At 39.1% G+C, this 16,456-nt stretch carries 17 protein-coding genes; 16 read left to right on the top strand and 1 reads right to left on the bottom strand.

What is annotated here, in order from left to right; all coding sequences use genetic code 11:
• The first annotated feature begins 133 nt into the window (after window positions 1–133).
• The 10 genes from RHS_RS06165 to RHS_RS06125 all read left to right on the top strand — a co-directional run bounded on the left by RHS_RS06165 (window position 134) and on the right by RHS_RS06125 (window position 9,884).
• Complete coding sequence (locus RHS_RS06165; RefSeq protein WP_044295977.1) at window positions 134–844, top strand: LytTR family DNA-binding domain-containing protein; 711 nt, start codon at window positions 134–136, stop codon at window positions 842–844.
• Entirely contained in the window at window positions 845–2,155 is a 1,311-nt protein-coding gene (locus RHS_RS06160) for a sensor histidine kinase (RefSeq protein WP_047832648.1), read from the top strand.
• A 128-nt stretch (window positions 2,156–2,283) separates the two neighbouring features.
• Window positions 2,284–2,880 carry an accessory gene regulator B family protein gene (locus tag RHS_RS06155; RefSeq protein ID WP_047832647.1) on the top strand — a complete coding sequence of 199 codons (597 nt, stop codon included), beginning with the start codon at window positions 2,284–2,286 and terminating at the stop codon, window positions 2,878–2,880.
• A complete protein-coding gene (locus RHS_RS30315; RefSeq protein ID WP_141728589.1) occupies window positions 2,864–3,019 on the top strand; it encodes an AgrD family cyclic lactone autoinducer peptide in 156 nt (51 codons plus the stop codon). The genes RHS_RS06155 and RHS_RS30315 overlap by 17 nt, the downstream gene beginning before the upstream one ends.
• Window positions 3,020–3,410: 391 nt before the next feature.
• Window positions 3,411–4,025, top strand: coding sequence for a zf-HC2 domain-containing protein (locus RHS_RS30310; RefSeq protein ID WP_052377798.1), 615 nt, complete (start codon window positions 3,411–3,413; stop codon window positions 4,023–4,025).
• 12 nt (window positions 4,026–4,037) lie between these two features.
• Entirely contained in the window at window positions 4,038–6,680 is a 2,643-nt protein-coding gene (gene polA, locus RHS_RS06145) for a DNA polymerase I (protein ID WP_047832646.1), read from the top strand.
• A 19-nt stretch (window positions 6,681–6,699) separates the two neighbouring features.
• Window positions 6,700–7,305 carry a dephospho-CoA kinase gene (coaE, locus tag RHS_RS06140; protein ID WP_047832645.1) on the top strand — a complete coding sequence of 202 codons (606 nt, stop codon included), beginning with the start codon at window positions 6,700–6,702 and terminating at the stop codon, window positions 7,303–7,305.
• Complete coding sequence (locus RHS_RS06135; RefSeq protein ID WP_027294158.1) at window positions 7,292–8,089, top strand: MBL fold metallo-hydrolase; 798 nt, start codon at window positions 7,292–7,294, stop codon at window positions 8,087–8,089. The genes coaE and RHS_RS06135 overlap by 14 nt, the downstream gene beginning before the upstream one ends.
• A gap of 103 nt (window positions 8,090–8,192) precedes the next feature.
• A complete protein-coding gene (locus RHS_RS06130) occupies window positions 8,193–8,465 on the top strand; it encodes an ACT domain-containing protein (protein WP_027294157.1) in 273 nt (90 codons plus the stop codon).
• A 54-nt stretch (window positions 8,466–8,519) separates the two neighbouring features.
• Window positions 8,520–9,884, top strand: coding sequence for a PFL family protein (locus RHS_RS06125; protein WP_044295983.1), 1,365 nt, complete (start codon window positions 8,520–8,522; stop codon window positions 9,882–9,884).
• A 125-nt stretch (window positions 9,885–10,009) separates the two neighbouring features.
• On the opposite strand, the gene RHS_RS06120 is transcribed toward RHS_RS06125, so the two are convergent.
• The gene (locus RHS_RS06120; RefSeq protein ID WP_047832644.1) at window positions 10,010–11,326 is read right to left on the bottom strand and encodes a nucleotidyltransferase; all 1,317 of its coding nucleotides are present in this window, start codon (window positions 11,324–11,326) and stop codon (window positions 10,010–10,012) included.
• A gap of 480 nt (window positions 11,327–11,806) precedes the next feature.
• On the opposite strand from RHS_RS06120, the gene pta reads away from it, so the two are divergent.
• The 6 genes from pta to acpP all read left to right on the top strand — a co-directional run bounded on the left by pta (window position 11,807) and on the right by acpP (window position 16,432).
• On the top strand, window positions 11,807–12,802 hold the full coding sequence (pta, locus tag RHS_RS06115) for a phosphate acetyltransferase (RefSeq protein WP_027294153.1): 996 nt from the start codon (window positions 11,807–11,809) through the stop codon (window positions 12,800–12,802).
• A gap of 81 nt (window positions 12,803–12,883) precedes the next feature.
• On the top strand, window positions 12,884–14,074 hold the full coding sequence (locus RHS_RS06110) for an acetate kinase (RefSeq protein WP_027294152.1): 1,191 nt from the start codon (window positions 12,884–12,886) through the stop codon (window positions 14,072–14,074).
• 205 nt (window positions 14,075–14,279) lie between these two features.
• Window positions 14,280–14,807 (top strand): DUF177 domain-containing protein, encoded by a 528-nt coding sequence (locus RHS_RS06105; protein WP_027294151.1) that lies wholly within the window; start codon window positions 14,280–14,282, stop codon window positions 14,805–14,807.
• Between the two features lie 3 nt (window positions 14,808–14,810).
• A complete protein-coding gene (rpmF, locus tag RHS_RS06100) occupies window positions 14,811–14,993 on the top strand; it encodes a 50S ribosomal protein L32 (RefSeq protein WP_027294150.1) in 183 nt (60 codons plus the stop codon).
• A gap of 179 nt (window positions 14,994–15,172) precedes the next feature.
• On the top strand, window positions 15,173–16,180 hold the full coding sequence (plsX, locus tag RHS_RS06095; protein WP_027294149.1) for a phosphate acyltransferase PlsX: 1,008 nt from the start codon (window positions 15,173–15,175) through the stop codon (window positions 16,178–16,180).
• A 21-nt stretch (window positions 16,181–16,201) separates the two neighbouring features.
• A complete protein-coding gene (gene acpP / locus RHS_RS06090; protein ID WP_044289983.1) occupies window positions 16,202–16,432 on the top strand; it encodes an acyl carrier protein in 231 nt (76 codons plus the stop codon).
• Window positions 16,433–16,456: the final 24 nt, after the last annotated feature.

Below are 16,456 nucleotides of genomic sequence, written 5' to 3'. Positions count from 1 at the left end.
TGGACAAACCCTAAAATAATAGGTATGATAGGCTAGAGTATGTTTATTTTTAAAACATGCGCTGGTAGTCCAAAGAGGACAACCAACTATATACATAAGAATAAATTAATAGAAGGAACAAAGGAGAAATTTTATGCTTCATATCGTCATATGTGATGATCAACCCATTATTGCCGAGAAAATTAAAAATATCATAGTTAGTCAGATGGCTGATACTAATGAAGATTATCAATTAACTGCAAAATATAACGGAAATGATCTGCTTGCATTTGTATCTGAAAATCAGGCAGATCTAATTTTTCTGGATATTGATATGCCGGACATCTCAGGCATGGAAATTGCATCACAGCTTTATCAGTCAGGAATAAGCAACCGCATTGTCTTTGTAACCAGTCATGCAAATCTGGTTTTCGATACTTTTAAGTATCACCCGTTTCAATTTATAAGAAAAGAGTATATGGACACAGAACTGCCGGAAGTCTTGAATGGCTTTCTTGATCTGAACACAGATGAGAATCAGGTACTTGAGATTACAGACGCAGATGGTATACATCTCATTCCCATTAAACAGATCATATTTATGGAAAAGATAGACAGAAAAATTGCTATTATTTGCAACAATGATAAAACCTTCCAGGTCTGGGCATCACTGCGTGATTTTGAAACAACCTATGCTAAGAATGGCCTGTGCAGAATACATAATGGCATTATGGTGAATCTGAAGTATGTTTCAAGTATCGAAAACGACACTGTTATTATGGAAAATGAAATGGAACTTCCAATGAGCAGAAGCCGTAAGAAAGATGTAAAACAGCGGTTTATTACATATATGAGGGGGCGATAAATGAATATACTTTATACAGTAACTAAATACTTAGCCAGTCCGATCGAAAACTTTCTGATTTTATATTTTCTGGTTAAATATCTGGACTATAAAAATGATTCAACTTCAAGTAAAGTAGGCGGTGTGCTAGCCGTCATATTTGTTACGCTTATTGCACAATTTACAGGAACATTCTACAGAAGTGACGTGATACTCCCCATTGTTGCAATTTTTGTTCTGTGGACATATTGCAGATGGGCTCTAAACGGCGGGGCAATGCTTCAAATGCTGTGTTGTTTTACACCATTTATTATGATTACATTGATCAATACACTTACATATCAATTAGTTGCAATGTCTTTTAATATTAGTATTGATGCTTTGTTAACATCAGATTCTTATATGATGATCTGGATATTTATCATTACCAGAGTTTTGCTGTACGTATTTATACAAGTCATATTACGCGTAATGAAACGTAGTAGGCTAAACCTAAGAAAGCGGGAGTGGATTACCTTTCTAATCGTTTTCCTGGTATCTTTTATAACCGATACAACCTTATATTTAATGGTTAGAAATAATCCGACAGATGAAGCTATGAACTTTAAGGCTCTCATCATTCTCATAGGCATTATTATCATTGATATTTATATCTATCATTCCATTTTATCTTTAAGTCAGGAAAATCAGGATATTTTGCATATGGAACTGACAGAATTGAAATGTAAGGAGTTGGAGAGACAGCTGTTCCAGATAAAAGATGCTGAAAATAGAGAAACAAAAATGCGTCATGATTATAAAAATCACCTTGCTTGTATACAAACACTTTTAGTGGAAGAAAAATATGATACCGTAAAAGATTATGCCAAGAAAGTATCAGACTTTTATCTTCAGCAGTCAACAGCTTCTGAAATCTGCAATAATCACACCATCAATGCCGTTCTTCACGCTAAATCGGATGTTTGTCAAAAATATGGTATTCCTTTAGATATCAAAGTAGCGGGAGATACAAGCATGCTGGATGGAGTTGATACCAGTATTGTTTTATTCAATCTCCTGGACAATGCAATTGACGCAAATATGCATAATGAGAATAAATGGATTTCACTGGAGATGTATCAGGAAAAACGGTATTTCAATATTTTTGTGAAAAATCCAATTAAGGAATCAGTTTTAAAGAAAAATCCAAAGTTGATATCTACAAAAAGTTCTTCTGGAAAGCACGGGCTGGGACATCTCAATGTAGAGGATGCTGTAAACAAGAACGGAGGTATTGTAGAATATTACGAAAAAGACAATACATTTATAGCACATATTATGATGAAAATATAAACAAAATACCAGTTAGACGATAAATCAGACCAATTAGTCAATTCGTATTGAAACTTTTAGAATTAATTGGTAAAATCCAATAGAAATGTAAAATTCTATGAAGTTTATATAGGGATTTAGGTGAAGTTATGATTTCTAAGTGTGCTAATGTGGTGACTGATTTATGTGTCCGGAAGATGATCATTCAAGGCACTGAAAAAGAAGTATACCAGTATGGTTTTGAATTAATAATATCAACTGCAGTCAATATATTCTGGGTATTATTAATTGGTATTGTTTACCAAAGAATTTTTTTAGCTTTATTCGGGTTTTTAATTTTTGCATGGATTCGGACCCAAAGTGGAGGATACCACGCAAGTTCTTATTTCAGATGTAACTTTTCATTAATTATTGTATTTGGATTTATCATGACATCTGTTCGTTTTTTTAAAATTACAGATATTAATTTCGCCTTTTTTGTACTGGCATACATATATGTTCCACTTTTTATGTGGCAATTTTCACCAATTGAAAACTTGAAATCCCCTTTAGACACTACTGAAATTCCTCTTATAAAAAGAAAAGTTTTATTGAGAGTACTTGTTTGTGAAGTAGTGGGCATTTGCGGATGGGTATTCGGTTTCAATGAACTCGCTGTTTTAGTTTTGTTTGTTCTTGTTACCGTTATCATATTAATAATTATAGAAATATTGAAAAGGAGGCGATTAAATGAAAACCTGTATTAAAAAAAACCTGTTAAAAGTTGTTGCAGCTGCTGGACATGCTGTAGCATTAGAAGGTGGTGACTGGCCATCATGGTATGGAATTTACCAGCCATCTAAACCAGAAGCTTTAAAAAAATCTAATGGTAAAAGTACCAAATAGGATTCAAAAATTACCAACTAGACAAGAATCTAATCCAGTTAGTCAAAAGCTATTGTAATTTTTTCAAAATGAGTTAATATATTGGTGTTCAGACAATTATTAACTCATTATCCTTTTTCGGAAGCTGTCTGATTTGATTACTGTTATCGTTTGAGGGAGTACTGCGTGAAGTGGGGAACGCGTGTATATAAATATATATGAGCGATAATAACGTACGGAAATTTTTTTAATAAACGAACAGAATCAAATCGGCTTCATAATACGCCTCTGTAATATGCCAGACGCCTTTATCTGGGATATTACAGAGGCCATTTTTATTTTGTAATGGCAATTTTGAATAAGGTGTGTTAGAATCATGTTAGTTTAAATTTTGCCTTTCGGAGGAAAGCATATGGATTGTAAAACTGCCCAGCAGATGATTTTGCCTTATATACAGCGAAAATTAAATGATAAAGAACTCGAAAAATTCATTGAGCATATCAAAGAATGTCCGGAATGCCATGAAGAACTTGAGATTTATTTTACGATCTATTTTGCATTGGAACGTCTGGATGATGAAAGCCATATAAACTATAATATCCAGAAGCTGCTGGTTGATGACCTGCATTCTTCTGAGCATCGTGTCCACCGCAGAAAGATCATGCGTTTTTACCGGCATTGCTTTATGGCTGTGGCGGAACTGGCTCTGTTAATCGTTCTTTTTACCCAGTTTCAGATGTGGGGAAGTAATAAAACGATTCAGCAGACAACAATCTATGAATTTGTCTATGGCAATCCAAAATCCGAGATCGATGAAAATTTAAAAGATATACCTCAGATCTACCAGATTGAAACTATGGATTCTGAGAAAGCTTCCGGCAGTGAAAAGAGCAGTGTGAAAAAAACTCCCGAGACGGAAAGTTCTGCCAATTCTGCCAGCGAAAAATCCACAAATAAAAAAAAGAAGAATACAAAGAAAAAGAATGCAAAAAATAAGAGTACTGAAATTCAGACTACAAAAAAGTAATTGGAGATATCTATGAGTAAAAAAATTGTTTTAATAGATGGACATAGTATTTTAAACAGAGCATATTACGGAATTCCCGACCTGACTAATTCGGAAGGACTTCATACCAATGCGATTTACGGATTTTTGAATATCATGTTTAAAATATTATCCGAAGAAAACGCGGATTATCTGGCAGTGGCATTTGACTTGAAAGCCCCTACATTCCGTCATACAATGTATGCGGATTACAAAGGCACCAGAAAGCCTATGCCGGATGAACTGCGCCAACAGGTGCCGGTGATGAAAGAAGTTCTCCAGTCTATGGATATTCCGCTGATGCAGTTGGAAGGATATGAAGCAGATGATCTTTTGGGCACCGTTGCAAAAAAAATGGAAAAAGAAGGTCTGGTGGTTTCTATCGTTTCCGGAGACAGGGACATGCTGCAGCTTGCAACAGACCAGATCAAAATCCGCATTCCCAAAACGAAACGTACCGGTACGGAAATAGAAGATTACAATACCAAAGATGTAATAGAAAAATATCAGGTTACACCCCCTCAGATTATTGAATTAAAAGCACTGATGGGGGATGCTTCTGACAACATACCGGGAATCCCGGGGGTTGGTGAAAAGACGGCAACAAAATTAATTGTTGAATACGGATCTATTGAAAATGCCCATGCTCATGTGGATGAGGTGAAACCGAATAAAGCCAAAGAATCTCTGAAAAATCATTATGATTTGGCTGTACTGAGTAAGGAACTGGCTACGATTAACATAGAAAGCCCTCTTGAATTCTCTCTGGAAAGTGCAAGAATTCATAACCTCTATACCCAGAAGGCTTTTGAAATGTTTAAGCGTCTGGAGTTTAAAAACCTGCTTTCAAAATTTGACTGCGAAGCACCGGCTAATACAGTGACCGATTCATTTGCGAAAGCTGATGACTTGGGTAAAGTAGAAGAGATATTTACAAATGCCTGTAAGAAAGAGCATGTAGGCTTACAGCTTTTTATAGAGAAAAACTTGCTTTTCGGGTGTTCACTCTGTTTTGGAGCTGCAGATATTTATTTTATACCGGTTCAGGGATTCATATCCGAAGATTACCTGACAGGGAAGATTCATGAAATGATTCGGGCAGTCCCGGGCATTAGTACCATTAATCTGAAAGAACAGTTAGGGTATCTTGCAGTAACCAGAGAACAGCAGCCGAAATTTGCTGACGCAGCCATTGGTGCTTATCTGGTGAATCCACTAAAGGACACATACACATACGAAGATATTGCCAAAGAGTATCTGGAAATGATGGTTCCTTCCAAAGCAGAACTGTTGGGTAAAATTTCTCTGACAGCGGCAGCGGAAGATAAGGAAGCAGAACTGATAACTTATGCCTGCTACGCAGCTTATGTTGCTTTTGCTTCCACACCTAAAATCCGGGAACGCCTTGTGGAAATGAAGATGGATCATCTTTTTGATGAAATTGAGATGCCCCTTGTTTATACACTCTTTGATATGGAGCAGGAAGGGATTCTCGTAGAATCGGACGCACTGAAGATCTATGGGGAACAGCTTCAGATCCGTATTACGGAACTTGAGAAATCTATTTACGAGCAGGCAGGAGAGCAGTTTAATATCAATTCTCCAAAGCAGCTGGGTGTTATTTTATTTGAAAAGTTAAAATGTCCTAATGGCAAAAAAACAAAAACCGGGTATTCTACTGCCGCGGATGTTCTGGAAAAACTGGCTCCGGATTTCCCAATCGTAACCAATATACTGGAATACCGCCAGCTTACAAAATTAAAATCCACTTATGCAGACGGACTTGCGAATTATATCTCTTCTGACGGCAGAATACACAGCACCTTTAATCAGACCATTGCGGCAACCGGAAGAATCAGCAGCACAGAACCAAACCTGCAGAATATTCCCATCCGTATGGAACTCGGCAGACTTATACGTAAAGTTTTTGTTCCAAAGGAAGGCTGTGTATTTGTAGATGCCGATTATTCCCAGATTGAATTACGTGTTCTTGCACATATCTCAGGAGATGAAACTTTAATAAATGCCTATAGAGAAGCTCAGGATATTCACCGGATTACTGCATCCCAGGTATTTCACATACCATTTGATGAGGTTACCGATCTGCAGAGACGTAATGCAAAAGCAGTAAACTTTGGTATTGTCTATGGCATCAGCTCTTTCGGACTCAGTCAGGATCTGAGCATCACCAGAAAAGAGGCATCGGAATATATTGAGCAATACTTCATCACCTATCCCAGAATCAAGCAGTTCCTGGATGAAACCGTAGAAGCTGCTAAAAAAGAGGGATATGTAACGACCATGTTTGGCAGAAGACGCCCTGTTCCGGAATTAAATTCCAGTAATTTTATGCAGCGTTCTTTTGGAGAGCGTGTAGCGATGAACTCTCCGATACAGGGAACTGCTGCAGATATTATTAAAATAGCTATGATTCGGGTAAATAACAGTCTGAAAGAAAAAGGACTGAAATCCAGATTGATCCTTCAGGTACATGATGAGCTTTTAATTGAAGCAGCTCAGGATGAACTTGCCCAGGTAGAACAGATTTTAGAGGCTGAAATGACAGGCGCTGCTGATCTGGCTGTAAAAATGGAGATCGATATGCATACCGGTAATAACTGGTATGAGGCTAAATAGATAGGAGATATGATTACTAATGAAAGTATTAGGAATCACCGGCGGAGTTGGCGCCGGTAAAAGCACCGTTTTAGACTATATTGCAAAAATGTATCATGCGAGAGTCATTCAGGCTGACCAGGTAGGACATCTTCTGATGTCCCCGGGCCAGGTATGTTACTACCGCATTACAGAAACATTTGGAAGCGGAATTCTAAAGGCCGACCAGAATATCAACCGCAGCAAGCTTGCTGATATAGTTTTCCAGGATCACGAGAAATTGCAGAAACTAAATCAGATTGTCCATCCTGCGGTAAAAGAATATATTGTAAATGAAATCAAAAAAGAACACACTGCCAAAAAAGTTCCTTTTGTTGTGATCGAAGCGGCTCTTTTGATTGAAGATCATTATGAAACAATCTGTGATGAATTCTGGTATGTCTACACATCCGATGATGTACGCAGAAAAAGACTGAAACAGGCACGTGGATATTCCGATGAAAAAGTAAAACAAATCATAAAAAACCAGATGCGCGACAACGTATTTCGCCAGCATTGTCAATTTGTAGTTGACAACAGCAGCAATATTGTAGAAAATACATATGAACAAATTGACAGGGGATTGATAGAACATGAATTTTTGTAGTATAACAAGCGGAAGCAGCGGAAACTGTATTTACGTAGGATCAGAACATGCCAGTCTTCTTGTAGACGTTGGCTTAAGCGGCAAAAGAATTGAAGCCGGATTAAACTCCATTGACCGTAAAACGGCCGAAATGGACGGCATTTTAATTACACATGAACATTCTGACCATATTAAAGGCCTGGGAGTTCTCGCCAGAAAATATCAGATACCAATCTATGCAACCGGCGCAACCATTGAGGCAATGAAAGCCTATACACCACTTGGCAAAGTAGATGATTCTCTTTTTTGTGAGATCTATCCGGATGAGCCATTTTGTATTAAGGATCTGGAAGTAGCACCATTTTCTATTTCCCACGATGCGGCCGATCCGGTAGCGTACCGCATTAACCATGAAAATAAATCCGTTGGTGTGATTACCGACCTCGGACATTATAACGATTACATAGTAGACCATCTTCAGGGACTTGACGGCGTACTTCTGGAAGCGAATCACGATATTAATATGCTTCAGGTAGGAAGTTATCCTTATTATCTGAAACAGCGTATCCTTGGAAACAGGGGACATCTGTCTAACGAAAATGCAGGACGGCTGCTCTGCCGGATTCTTCATGATGGATTAAAAACAATTATGCTTGGACATCTCAGCAGAGAAAATAATTATGAGGAGCTTGCATATGAAACGGTCTGCTCAGAAGTGACTTTAGGTGAAAATCCTTATAAAGCCAAAGATTTTCCAATCCGCGTGGCTCACAGGGATGAACCAAGTGAATTATTTGCGATATAAAGCCATAACGTACCGGATCTTTGCTAAGGCCGATCTGGTGCGGAATTGACTTACATATATAGATTAATGTGAAAGAGGACTCCGGTCCCCGAAAGGAGAAGAAATGAAAAAAACAATTATCACAGTCGTAGGAAAAGATACCGTGGGAATCATCGCTAAGGTTTGTACTTTCCTTGCAGAAAACAACGTTAACATCCTGGACATCTCTCAGACAATCGTACAGGGATTCTTCAATATGATGATGGTTACCGATGCAAACAATTCTACAAAGTCTGCAGAAGAATTGGCAAAAGCACTGGAAAAACTCGGCGACGAAATCGGCGTAAGCATCCGCTGCCAGCATGAAGAAATCTTCAACATGATGCATCGTATCTAGAGCGCGTCTGCGGGCGCCAATCTGTCACTATATGAAGAAAGGTAATAATCTGTTATGATAAATTTATTTGAAGTAAGCGAAACAAATAAAATGATTACCCAGGAGAATCTGGATGTAAGAACCATTACTCTGGGTATCAGCCTGTTAGACTGTATTGATTCTGATCTGGGAAAACTAAATCAGAAAATCTACGATAAAATCACGACTCTGGCAAAAGACCTGGTTTCTACCGGTAAAGATATTGAAAGAGAATATGGAATTCCCATCGTAAATAAGCGTATTTCCATAACCCCAATTGCTTTAGTTGGCGGAAGCGCATGTAAATCTTCTGATGATTTTGTAACCATTGCAAAAACACTGGATAAAGCTGCCAAAGAAGTCGGCGTTAACTTTATAGGCGGATATTCCGCTCTGGTCAGCAAAGGAATGACAAAAAGTGATGAATATCTGATTCGTTCGATTCCAAAGGCTCTTGCATGCACTGAGCGCGTATGCAGTTCCATCAATCTGGGTTCTACCAAATGCGGTATCAATATGGATGCGGTGCGTCTGATGGGCGATATGATTCTGGAAACAGCAGAGTACACCAAAGAGAACGATTCTCTTGGATGTGCGAAACTGGTTGTTTTCTGTAATGCTCCGGATGATAATCCTTTCATGGCAGGTGCTTTCCACGGTGTGACAGAAGCAGATGCAATCATTAATGTAGGTGTCAGCGGTCCGGGTGTTGTGAAAACAGCTTTGGAGCAGGTGCGCGGAGAAAGTTTTGAAGTATTATGCGAAACCATTAAGAAAACGGCATTTAAAGTTACACGTGTAGGACAGCTGGTAGCCCAGGAAGCATCTAACCGTCTGAATATTCCTTTTGGAATTATTGACTTGTCTCTGGCGCCAACTCCTGCCATCGGAGATAGTGTAGCTGATATCTTATGTGAAATCGGTCTGGAATATGCAGGTGCACCCGGAACAACTGCAGCACTTGCACTTTTAAACGATCAGGTAAAAAAAGGCGGTGTTATGGCTTCTTCCTATGTAGGGGGATTAAGCGGTGCTTTCATTCCGGTCAGCGAAGACCAGGGTATGATTGACGCAGTTCAGGCAAATGCACTGACCATTGAAAAATTAGAAGCAATGACCTGTGTATGTTCCGTAGGCCTGGATATGATCGCTATACCTGGAGATACCAAATCTACTACCATAGCAGGTATTATTGCTGACGAAATGGCAATCGGTATGGTAAACCAGAAAACAACCGCAGTACGTCTGATTCCGGTTATTGGAAAAGGTGTAGGAGAGATCGTACAATTCGGCGGACTGTTAGGTTATGCACCGATTATGCCGGTCAACAAATATGGCTGTGATGCCTTTGTAAACCGGAAAGGAAGAATTCCGGCTCCAATTCATAGCTTTAAAAATTAAAAATCAGGCGCGATGCTTTTGTATAAGCATCACGCCTTTTTATATGAAACAGGTAAAGTTCGCACCAGCTAGAGCGAACAAATTTGGGTTTAGTTGAGAAGGGGACGCTTTCTTACCTAATCCTGCTATGGCTCTACCAGAATCTGTCTTGTAATTTCATTATATCTGTGATCCTGATATAAATTGGTTACTGCACTATGATATACCTGTGCGCAATAGATATCACAGTCCAGCATCATTTTTGCAGTATTACAAGCCCGCGTGCCCTCTAAAAGTGTATGCGCAACCGCCATTTTTGTAAGGATTGGCAAATCACTTTTTTTCTTAATTTCTGACAACAACACCGAAGCTTTTTTACGAAATCCCAAAACGCGGATGTAACAGGCCGCATTGTCTGATCTTACAGACTTAAGGACTGCATCTCCTTTTATCCCCAGTAAAATATGCATTAATGCCCTCCGGATTCTGGTTTCCGTAAACTGGCGGGTTTTTAAGAGCGAAACAAATGCTTCCAGCCCCTGATAGGAAAATCTCAGGTTCCACATTCTTTTTGCCAATTCGTCAGTAACATCAAAAAATTCTGCAAGTTCTTCTGGATTAGCTGCCGACAGTAAACGATAGTGCAGTAATTGTGAAAAATCTGCACTTTTTACCGGAAACGACTGTGCTGATTCCCGCTTTAAAATAGTATAAACCGCATCCGGAACCTGATCTTTTAATGGATCTGCGTCCGGATCTCTGTACGAACAGCCGGCTCCTGCCTGAACTTCCTGTATCACACGCCGTATGGCAGTTGCTGAACTGATTCCGGCATGAAGCGACTGATCGTGATAACCACTGGTAATACGGTCAATCGTTACCGGAACCATGCTGCTATTTATCTTTTTTAAAGCTTTCAGATACTCAATACCCAGGATGTTATTCGGTGAATCCAGCACCTCTTCCCACTTAGATATATTTCCGTCTCGTTCCTTCATATGCATTTCCCTGAGATAGGAGAGCAGCGCCCCTTCTCTGGCTGCCGGAAAAGATATTCCTTCTGCAAGGAGGGTTTTTAACGTACTTTTGTATTGCGCAGGTTCTGTTATCAGAACTTCTGCAATTTCATTCAGAACCTGAATATCACCACACTCACTGCCAAAACAAATGGCATCTACAATCCCAAGTGAATTTAAAAGCGAGACTGCACCCAGTGCAAAATATTCCGCACTTGCACATGCAAAATATGCTGGAATCTCCAACACAAGATCCGCACCGCATGCCAATGCCATTTCTGCCCTGGAAAACTTGTCAATGATCGCAGGTTCTCCCCGCTGCAGAAAGTTCCCGCTCATTACAACCACCACAAAATCAGCGCCTGTTTTTAATTTTGCCTGTTCTAAATGATATCCATGTCCATTATGAAACGGATTATATTCCGTAATCAGTCCTACAACCTTCATATAATGTTAAAATCCTCCATTCTGTAAATCCAAAAATCCCATAATCATCTATCCATTATACCACACTCCATCCCCTTCGTACATTTCTCTTATGTGCCTATAAAATTTCTCCGGTACCTTTCTTTTTCATCCCACAAATCGATCAAACCAAAACAATCAAAAAATAAACAACAAAATACAAAACCTAATTTTTAAAAATATAATCAAAAATCAAAATGTTTGATCTCAAAATACCGCCTGACGATCCAAAAATCCACTCCTGATATCAAAATTTTATCCAAAAATACAATTTTACCCCCGGTGTATGGAAAAAGATACACCATAACGGTTGAAATTAGCCTTTTATAGGGCTATAATTAAAAAGAATGAAAGGTTGTTAAACATTGTTAAAATATTAATTAACTTGTATGCCAATATGGTATCATGTATAATATTTTTATGACGGTTTGGGGACCTAAAACACGAAAGGAGTCAGAAATCATGGGATTTATTGACGTAATCAAAGAAAGAGCAAAATCAAACAAAAAAACGATCGTACTGCCGGAAACAGAAGACCGCAGAACATATGAAGCAACCGCCCAGATCTTAAAAGAAGGCGTTGCTAATGTAGTACTTGTAGGTAGCGAAGAGGCAGTTAAAAAAGGCAGCGAAGGATTAGACATTACAGGAGCTATCATTGTAGATCCTGCAACTTCAGATAAGACAGCAGGCTACATAGACAAGCTTGTAGAGTTAAGACAGAAAAAAGGCATGACACCGGAACAGGCAAAAGATATTTTATTAAACCAGTACCTGTACTATGGTGTTATGATGGTTAAAATGGGCGATGCAGACGGTATGGTATCCGGAGCATGTCATTCTACCGCTGATACTTTAAGACCATGCCTTCAGATCTTAAAGACAAAACCGGGAACAAAATTAGTATCTGCATTCTTCCTGATGGCAGTGCCAAACTGCGAATATGGTGCAAACGGAACATTTATTTTCGCTGATGCAGGATTAAACCAGAACCCAAATCCGGAAGAATTGGCAGCAATCGCAGCTTCTTCTGCAGAATCCTTCCAGTTATTAGTAGAAGAGGAACCGATCGTGGCAATGCTTTCCCATTCTACCATGGGAAGCGCAAAGCATGCAGATGTTGACAAAGTAGTAGAAGCAACCAGAATTGCAAAAGAGCAGAATCCAAATCTGAAATTAGACGGTGAATTCCAGTTAGATGCTGCAATTGTACCAAGCGTAGGCGCTTCCAAAGCTCCAAACAGCCCGGTAGCAGGTAAAGCAAACGTATTACTGTTCCCAGACCTGGATGCTGGAAATATCGGATACAAATTAGTTCAGAGATTAGCAAAAGCAGAAGCTTACGGACCTGTAACACAGGGTATTGCAAAACCGGTAAATGATTTATCCCGTGGATGCAGCGCTGAAGATATCGTTGGGGTTGTAGCGATTACAGCAGTTCAGTGCCAGGCACAATAGGAAAAATTTACCTACATAATTATACGGAAGTTCTAAAAGAATATAATAAAATGAAAAGAAAACCAACGGAGGTATTTTTTAATGAACGTATTAGTTATCAACTGTGGAAGTTCATCTCTTAAGTATCAGTTAATTAACTCTGATACAGAAGATGTATTGGCAAAGGGGCTTTGCGAAAGAATTGGAATCGAAGGAAGCAGACTTGTATATCAGCCAAAGGGCGGCGAGAAAGAATTTACAGAAAGCCCAATGCCAACTCACAAAGAAGCCATCAAAATGGTACTGGATGCATTGGTAAATGAAAAGACCGGTGTAATTAAGAGTCTGAAAGAAGTTAATGCAGTCGGTCACAGAATCGTACACGGCGGCGAGAAATTTGCTTCTTCTGCAGTAATTACAGAAGAAATGTTAAATGCTGTTGAAGAATGTAACGATCTTGCACCTCTTCACAACCCTGCAAACTTAATTGGTATTCGTGCGTGCCAGGAATTGATGCCTGATGTACCGATGGTTGGTGTATTCGATACTGCATTCCATCAGACAATGCCTGAAAAAGCATATATGTATGGTCTGCCTTACGAATATTATGAAAAATATAAAGTAAGAAGATATGGTTTCCACGGAACTTCCCACAACTTCGTATCCAAAGAAACAGCAAAATTCTTAGGACTTGATATCAATAATTCTAAAATTATTGTTTGCCATTTAGGTAACGGTGCATCCATTACTGCTGTATTAAACGGCAAATCCATAGATACCTCCATGGGATTGACTCCTCTTGAAGGACTGGTAATGGGAACACGTTCCGGTGATATTGATCCTGCTATCTTAGAGTTCCTGTCCAAGAAAGAAAATATGGACATTGATGATTTAATGAACATGTTAAATAAAAAATCAGGTGTTTATGGTTTATCCGGAATCTCAAGCGATTTCCGTGACCTGGAAAATGCTGCTGAAGAAGGAAATGAAGCTGCAATCCGTGCCAGAGCTGTATTCAATTACCGCGCTGCAAAATATATCGGTTCTTACGTAGCTGCTCTCAATGGTGTTGATGCAATTGCCTTTACAGCAGGACTTGGTGAAAATGACTCTCTGGTACGCCGTGATATCATCGCATATCTTGGATACCTGGGCATTACTTTAGATGATGAGGCAAACAAAGCAAGAGGCAAAAAGACTCTGCTTTCCACACCGGATTCTAAGGTGAAAGTTGTTCTCCTTCCTACCGATGAAGAACTTGCAATCTGCAGAGAAACAGTAGCTCTGATTTAGTTTAAAACTATACCGGAATAAGGCGGAGACTGCGAAAGTCTTCGCCTTATTTATATAATTCGGCGGGTCCTGATTAAGGATGCTTTGTGCACTGCCTATATCTGCAAAGCGTCATTAATCACAAAAGCCCACTTTATTGTAAAATTATGTTGACAAAAACAAATTGAATATGTATAATAATTTAGGTGTGGATAGGAGGGTCATAATGCTGATTGACTTAAACGGTGTTTTAAAAAACGACGAATTAGTAATGCAGACTGATGCAGGACTGGAGCTGGAAACCTTTGTTTCGAAGCTTGGCAGTTTTCCTATCATTAGCAGTACCCCCGTTTCTTTACAGATTCAGAACAAAGGAGACAGGAAACTGCACATAACAGGGAGCGGGATAATAACAGTTTTGATTCCCTGTGACAGGTGTCTGGAAGACGTGAAAACTGAAATTAAAGTTCATATTGACAAAGAAATTGATATGAATATAGATGAAGCAGAACATCAGAAAGCACTTGATGAACACAATTATATTGATGGATATAACCTGGATGTGGATAAGCTTGTCTATGGCGAGATGTTATTGAATTGGCCGATGAAGGTTTTATGCAGTGAAAACTGCAAGGGAATCTGTAATCAATGTGGCGCCAATTTAAATCTTGGGACTTGCAACTGTGATCATACAGATTTAGATCCAAGAATGGCCAAAATCCGTGATATCTTTAGCAAATTTAAGGAGGTGTAAACCATGTCAATCTGTCCAAAAAATAAATCTTCCAAAGGAAGAAGAGACAAGAGAAGAGCAAACTGGAAAATGTCTGCTCCAAATTTAGTGAAATGTGCTAAATGCGGCGAACTTATGATGTCTCACAGAGTATGTAAGAACTGCGGAACATACAATAAAAAAGAAATCATATCTACAGAAGCTTAAGATATGATAAAGCATCTCGATGGAGATGCTTTTTTTACGTGCTTTTCTCCTGTTTTTTACCCCTTTTACGCAGAAAACTCAAAGAACTTATGTACTTCGTAAGATTCTCTGAAAATATCTATTGATTTTCTGTATGATGTTTAGTATATTAGTTAATAGAAATACGAGGAGGAAATAATATGCAGGAATTAGTTCGGGTCGCAGTCGACGCTATGGGTGGTGATAATGCCCCGGCAGAGATTGTTAAGGGAGCCGTAACCGCAGTGAATGCGAGAAAAGATATTAAAGTATTCCTGGTAGGGCGCTCGGAAGATGTGCAGAGAGAATTATCAAAGTACACCTATCCAAATGAGCTAGTGGAAGTTGTTCATGCTGAAGAAATTATTGAAACAGCAGAACCGCCGGTTATGGCTATTCGAAAGAAAAAAAGTTCTTCCATTGTAGTAGGGCTGAATCTGGTAAAAAAAGGCGAAGCAGATGCTTTTGTTTCAGCTGGCAGTACCGGAGCCGTATTAGTCGGCGGACAGCTCTTAGTTGGGCGCATCAAAGGAATTGAGCGGCCGCCTCTGGCACCACTGATACCCACTAAGACCGGTGTTTCATTGCTGGTTGACTGTGGCGCAAATGTAGATGCAAGACCATCTCATTTAGTGCAGTTTGCAAAAATAGGTTCTATTTACATGGAAAATGTAGTAGGTATTAAAAATCCTAAAGTCGGTATCGTTAATATCGGTGCAGAAGAGGAAAAGGGCAACGCTCTGGTAAAAGAGACATTTCCACTCTTGAAGGAATGTAAAGACATTAATTTTATCGGAAGTGTGGAGGCCAGAGACATTCCGGCAGGCGTATGCGATGTCATCGTTTGTGAAGCATTTGTCGGAAATGTAATTTTAAAGTTGTATGAAGGTGTGGGTGCCACCCTGATTTCAAAAGTCAAGGCCGGCATGATGACAAGCCTTCGCAGTAAGATTGGCGCCTTACTGGTAAAACCGGCATTAAAAGAAACACTTAAATCTTTTGATGCAAGCCAATATGGCGGTGCACCTTTACTTGGGTTGAATGGCCTTGTGGTAAAATCTCACGGCAGTTCTAATGCGTCGGAGATTACCAACTCCATTGTTCAATGCGTGCAGTTTAAGCAGCAGCAGATCAATGAAAAAATTAAAGAAAAAATTAAAGTAGATTAGTAAAAGAGAGGATTGATGATTATGGAATTCGAAAAGTTACAGAAAATTATTGCCGAGGTACTGAATGTTGATGCAGATGAGATCACAATGGAGACTACATTTGTAGATGATTTAGGAGCTGACTCCTTAGATGTATTTCAGATTATCATGGGAATTGAAGAAGAATTCGATATTGAAATTCCAAATGAAGAAGCAGAAAAAATTGTTTCAGTAGGCGATGCGGTAGAACAAATCAAAAGTGCAATCAACTAAAACGGTTTTTATGAGGGTGTTGCA

It is taken from the genome of Robinsoniella sp. RHS (assembly GCF_001029355.1).
GTDB lineage: Bacteria > Bacillota > Clostridia > Lachnospirales > Lachnospiraceae > Robinsoniella > Robinsoniella peoriensis.
Note: the sequence above shows the minus strand (reverse complement) of the source record. Positions and strands in the feature narration are given on the sequence as shown.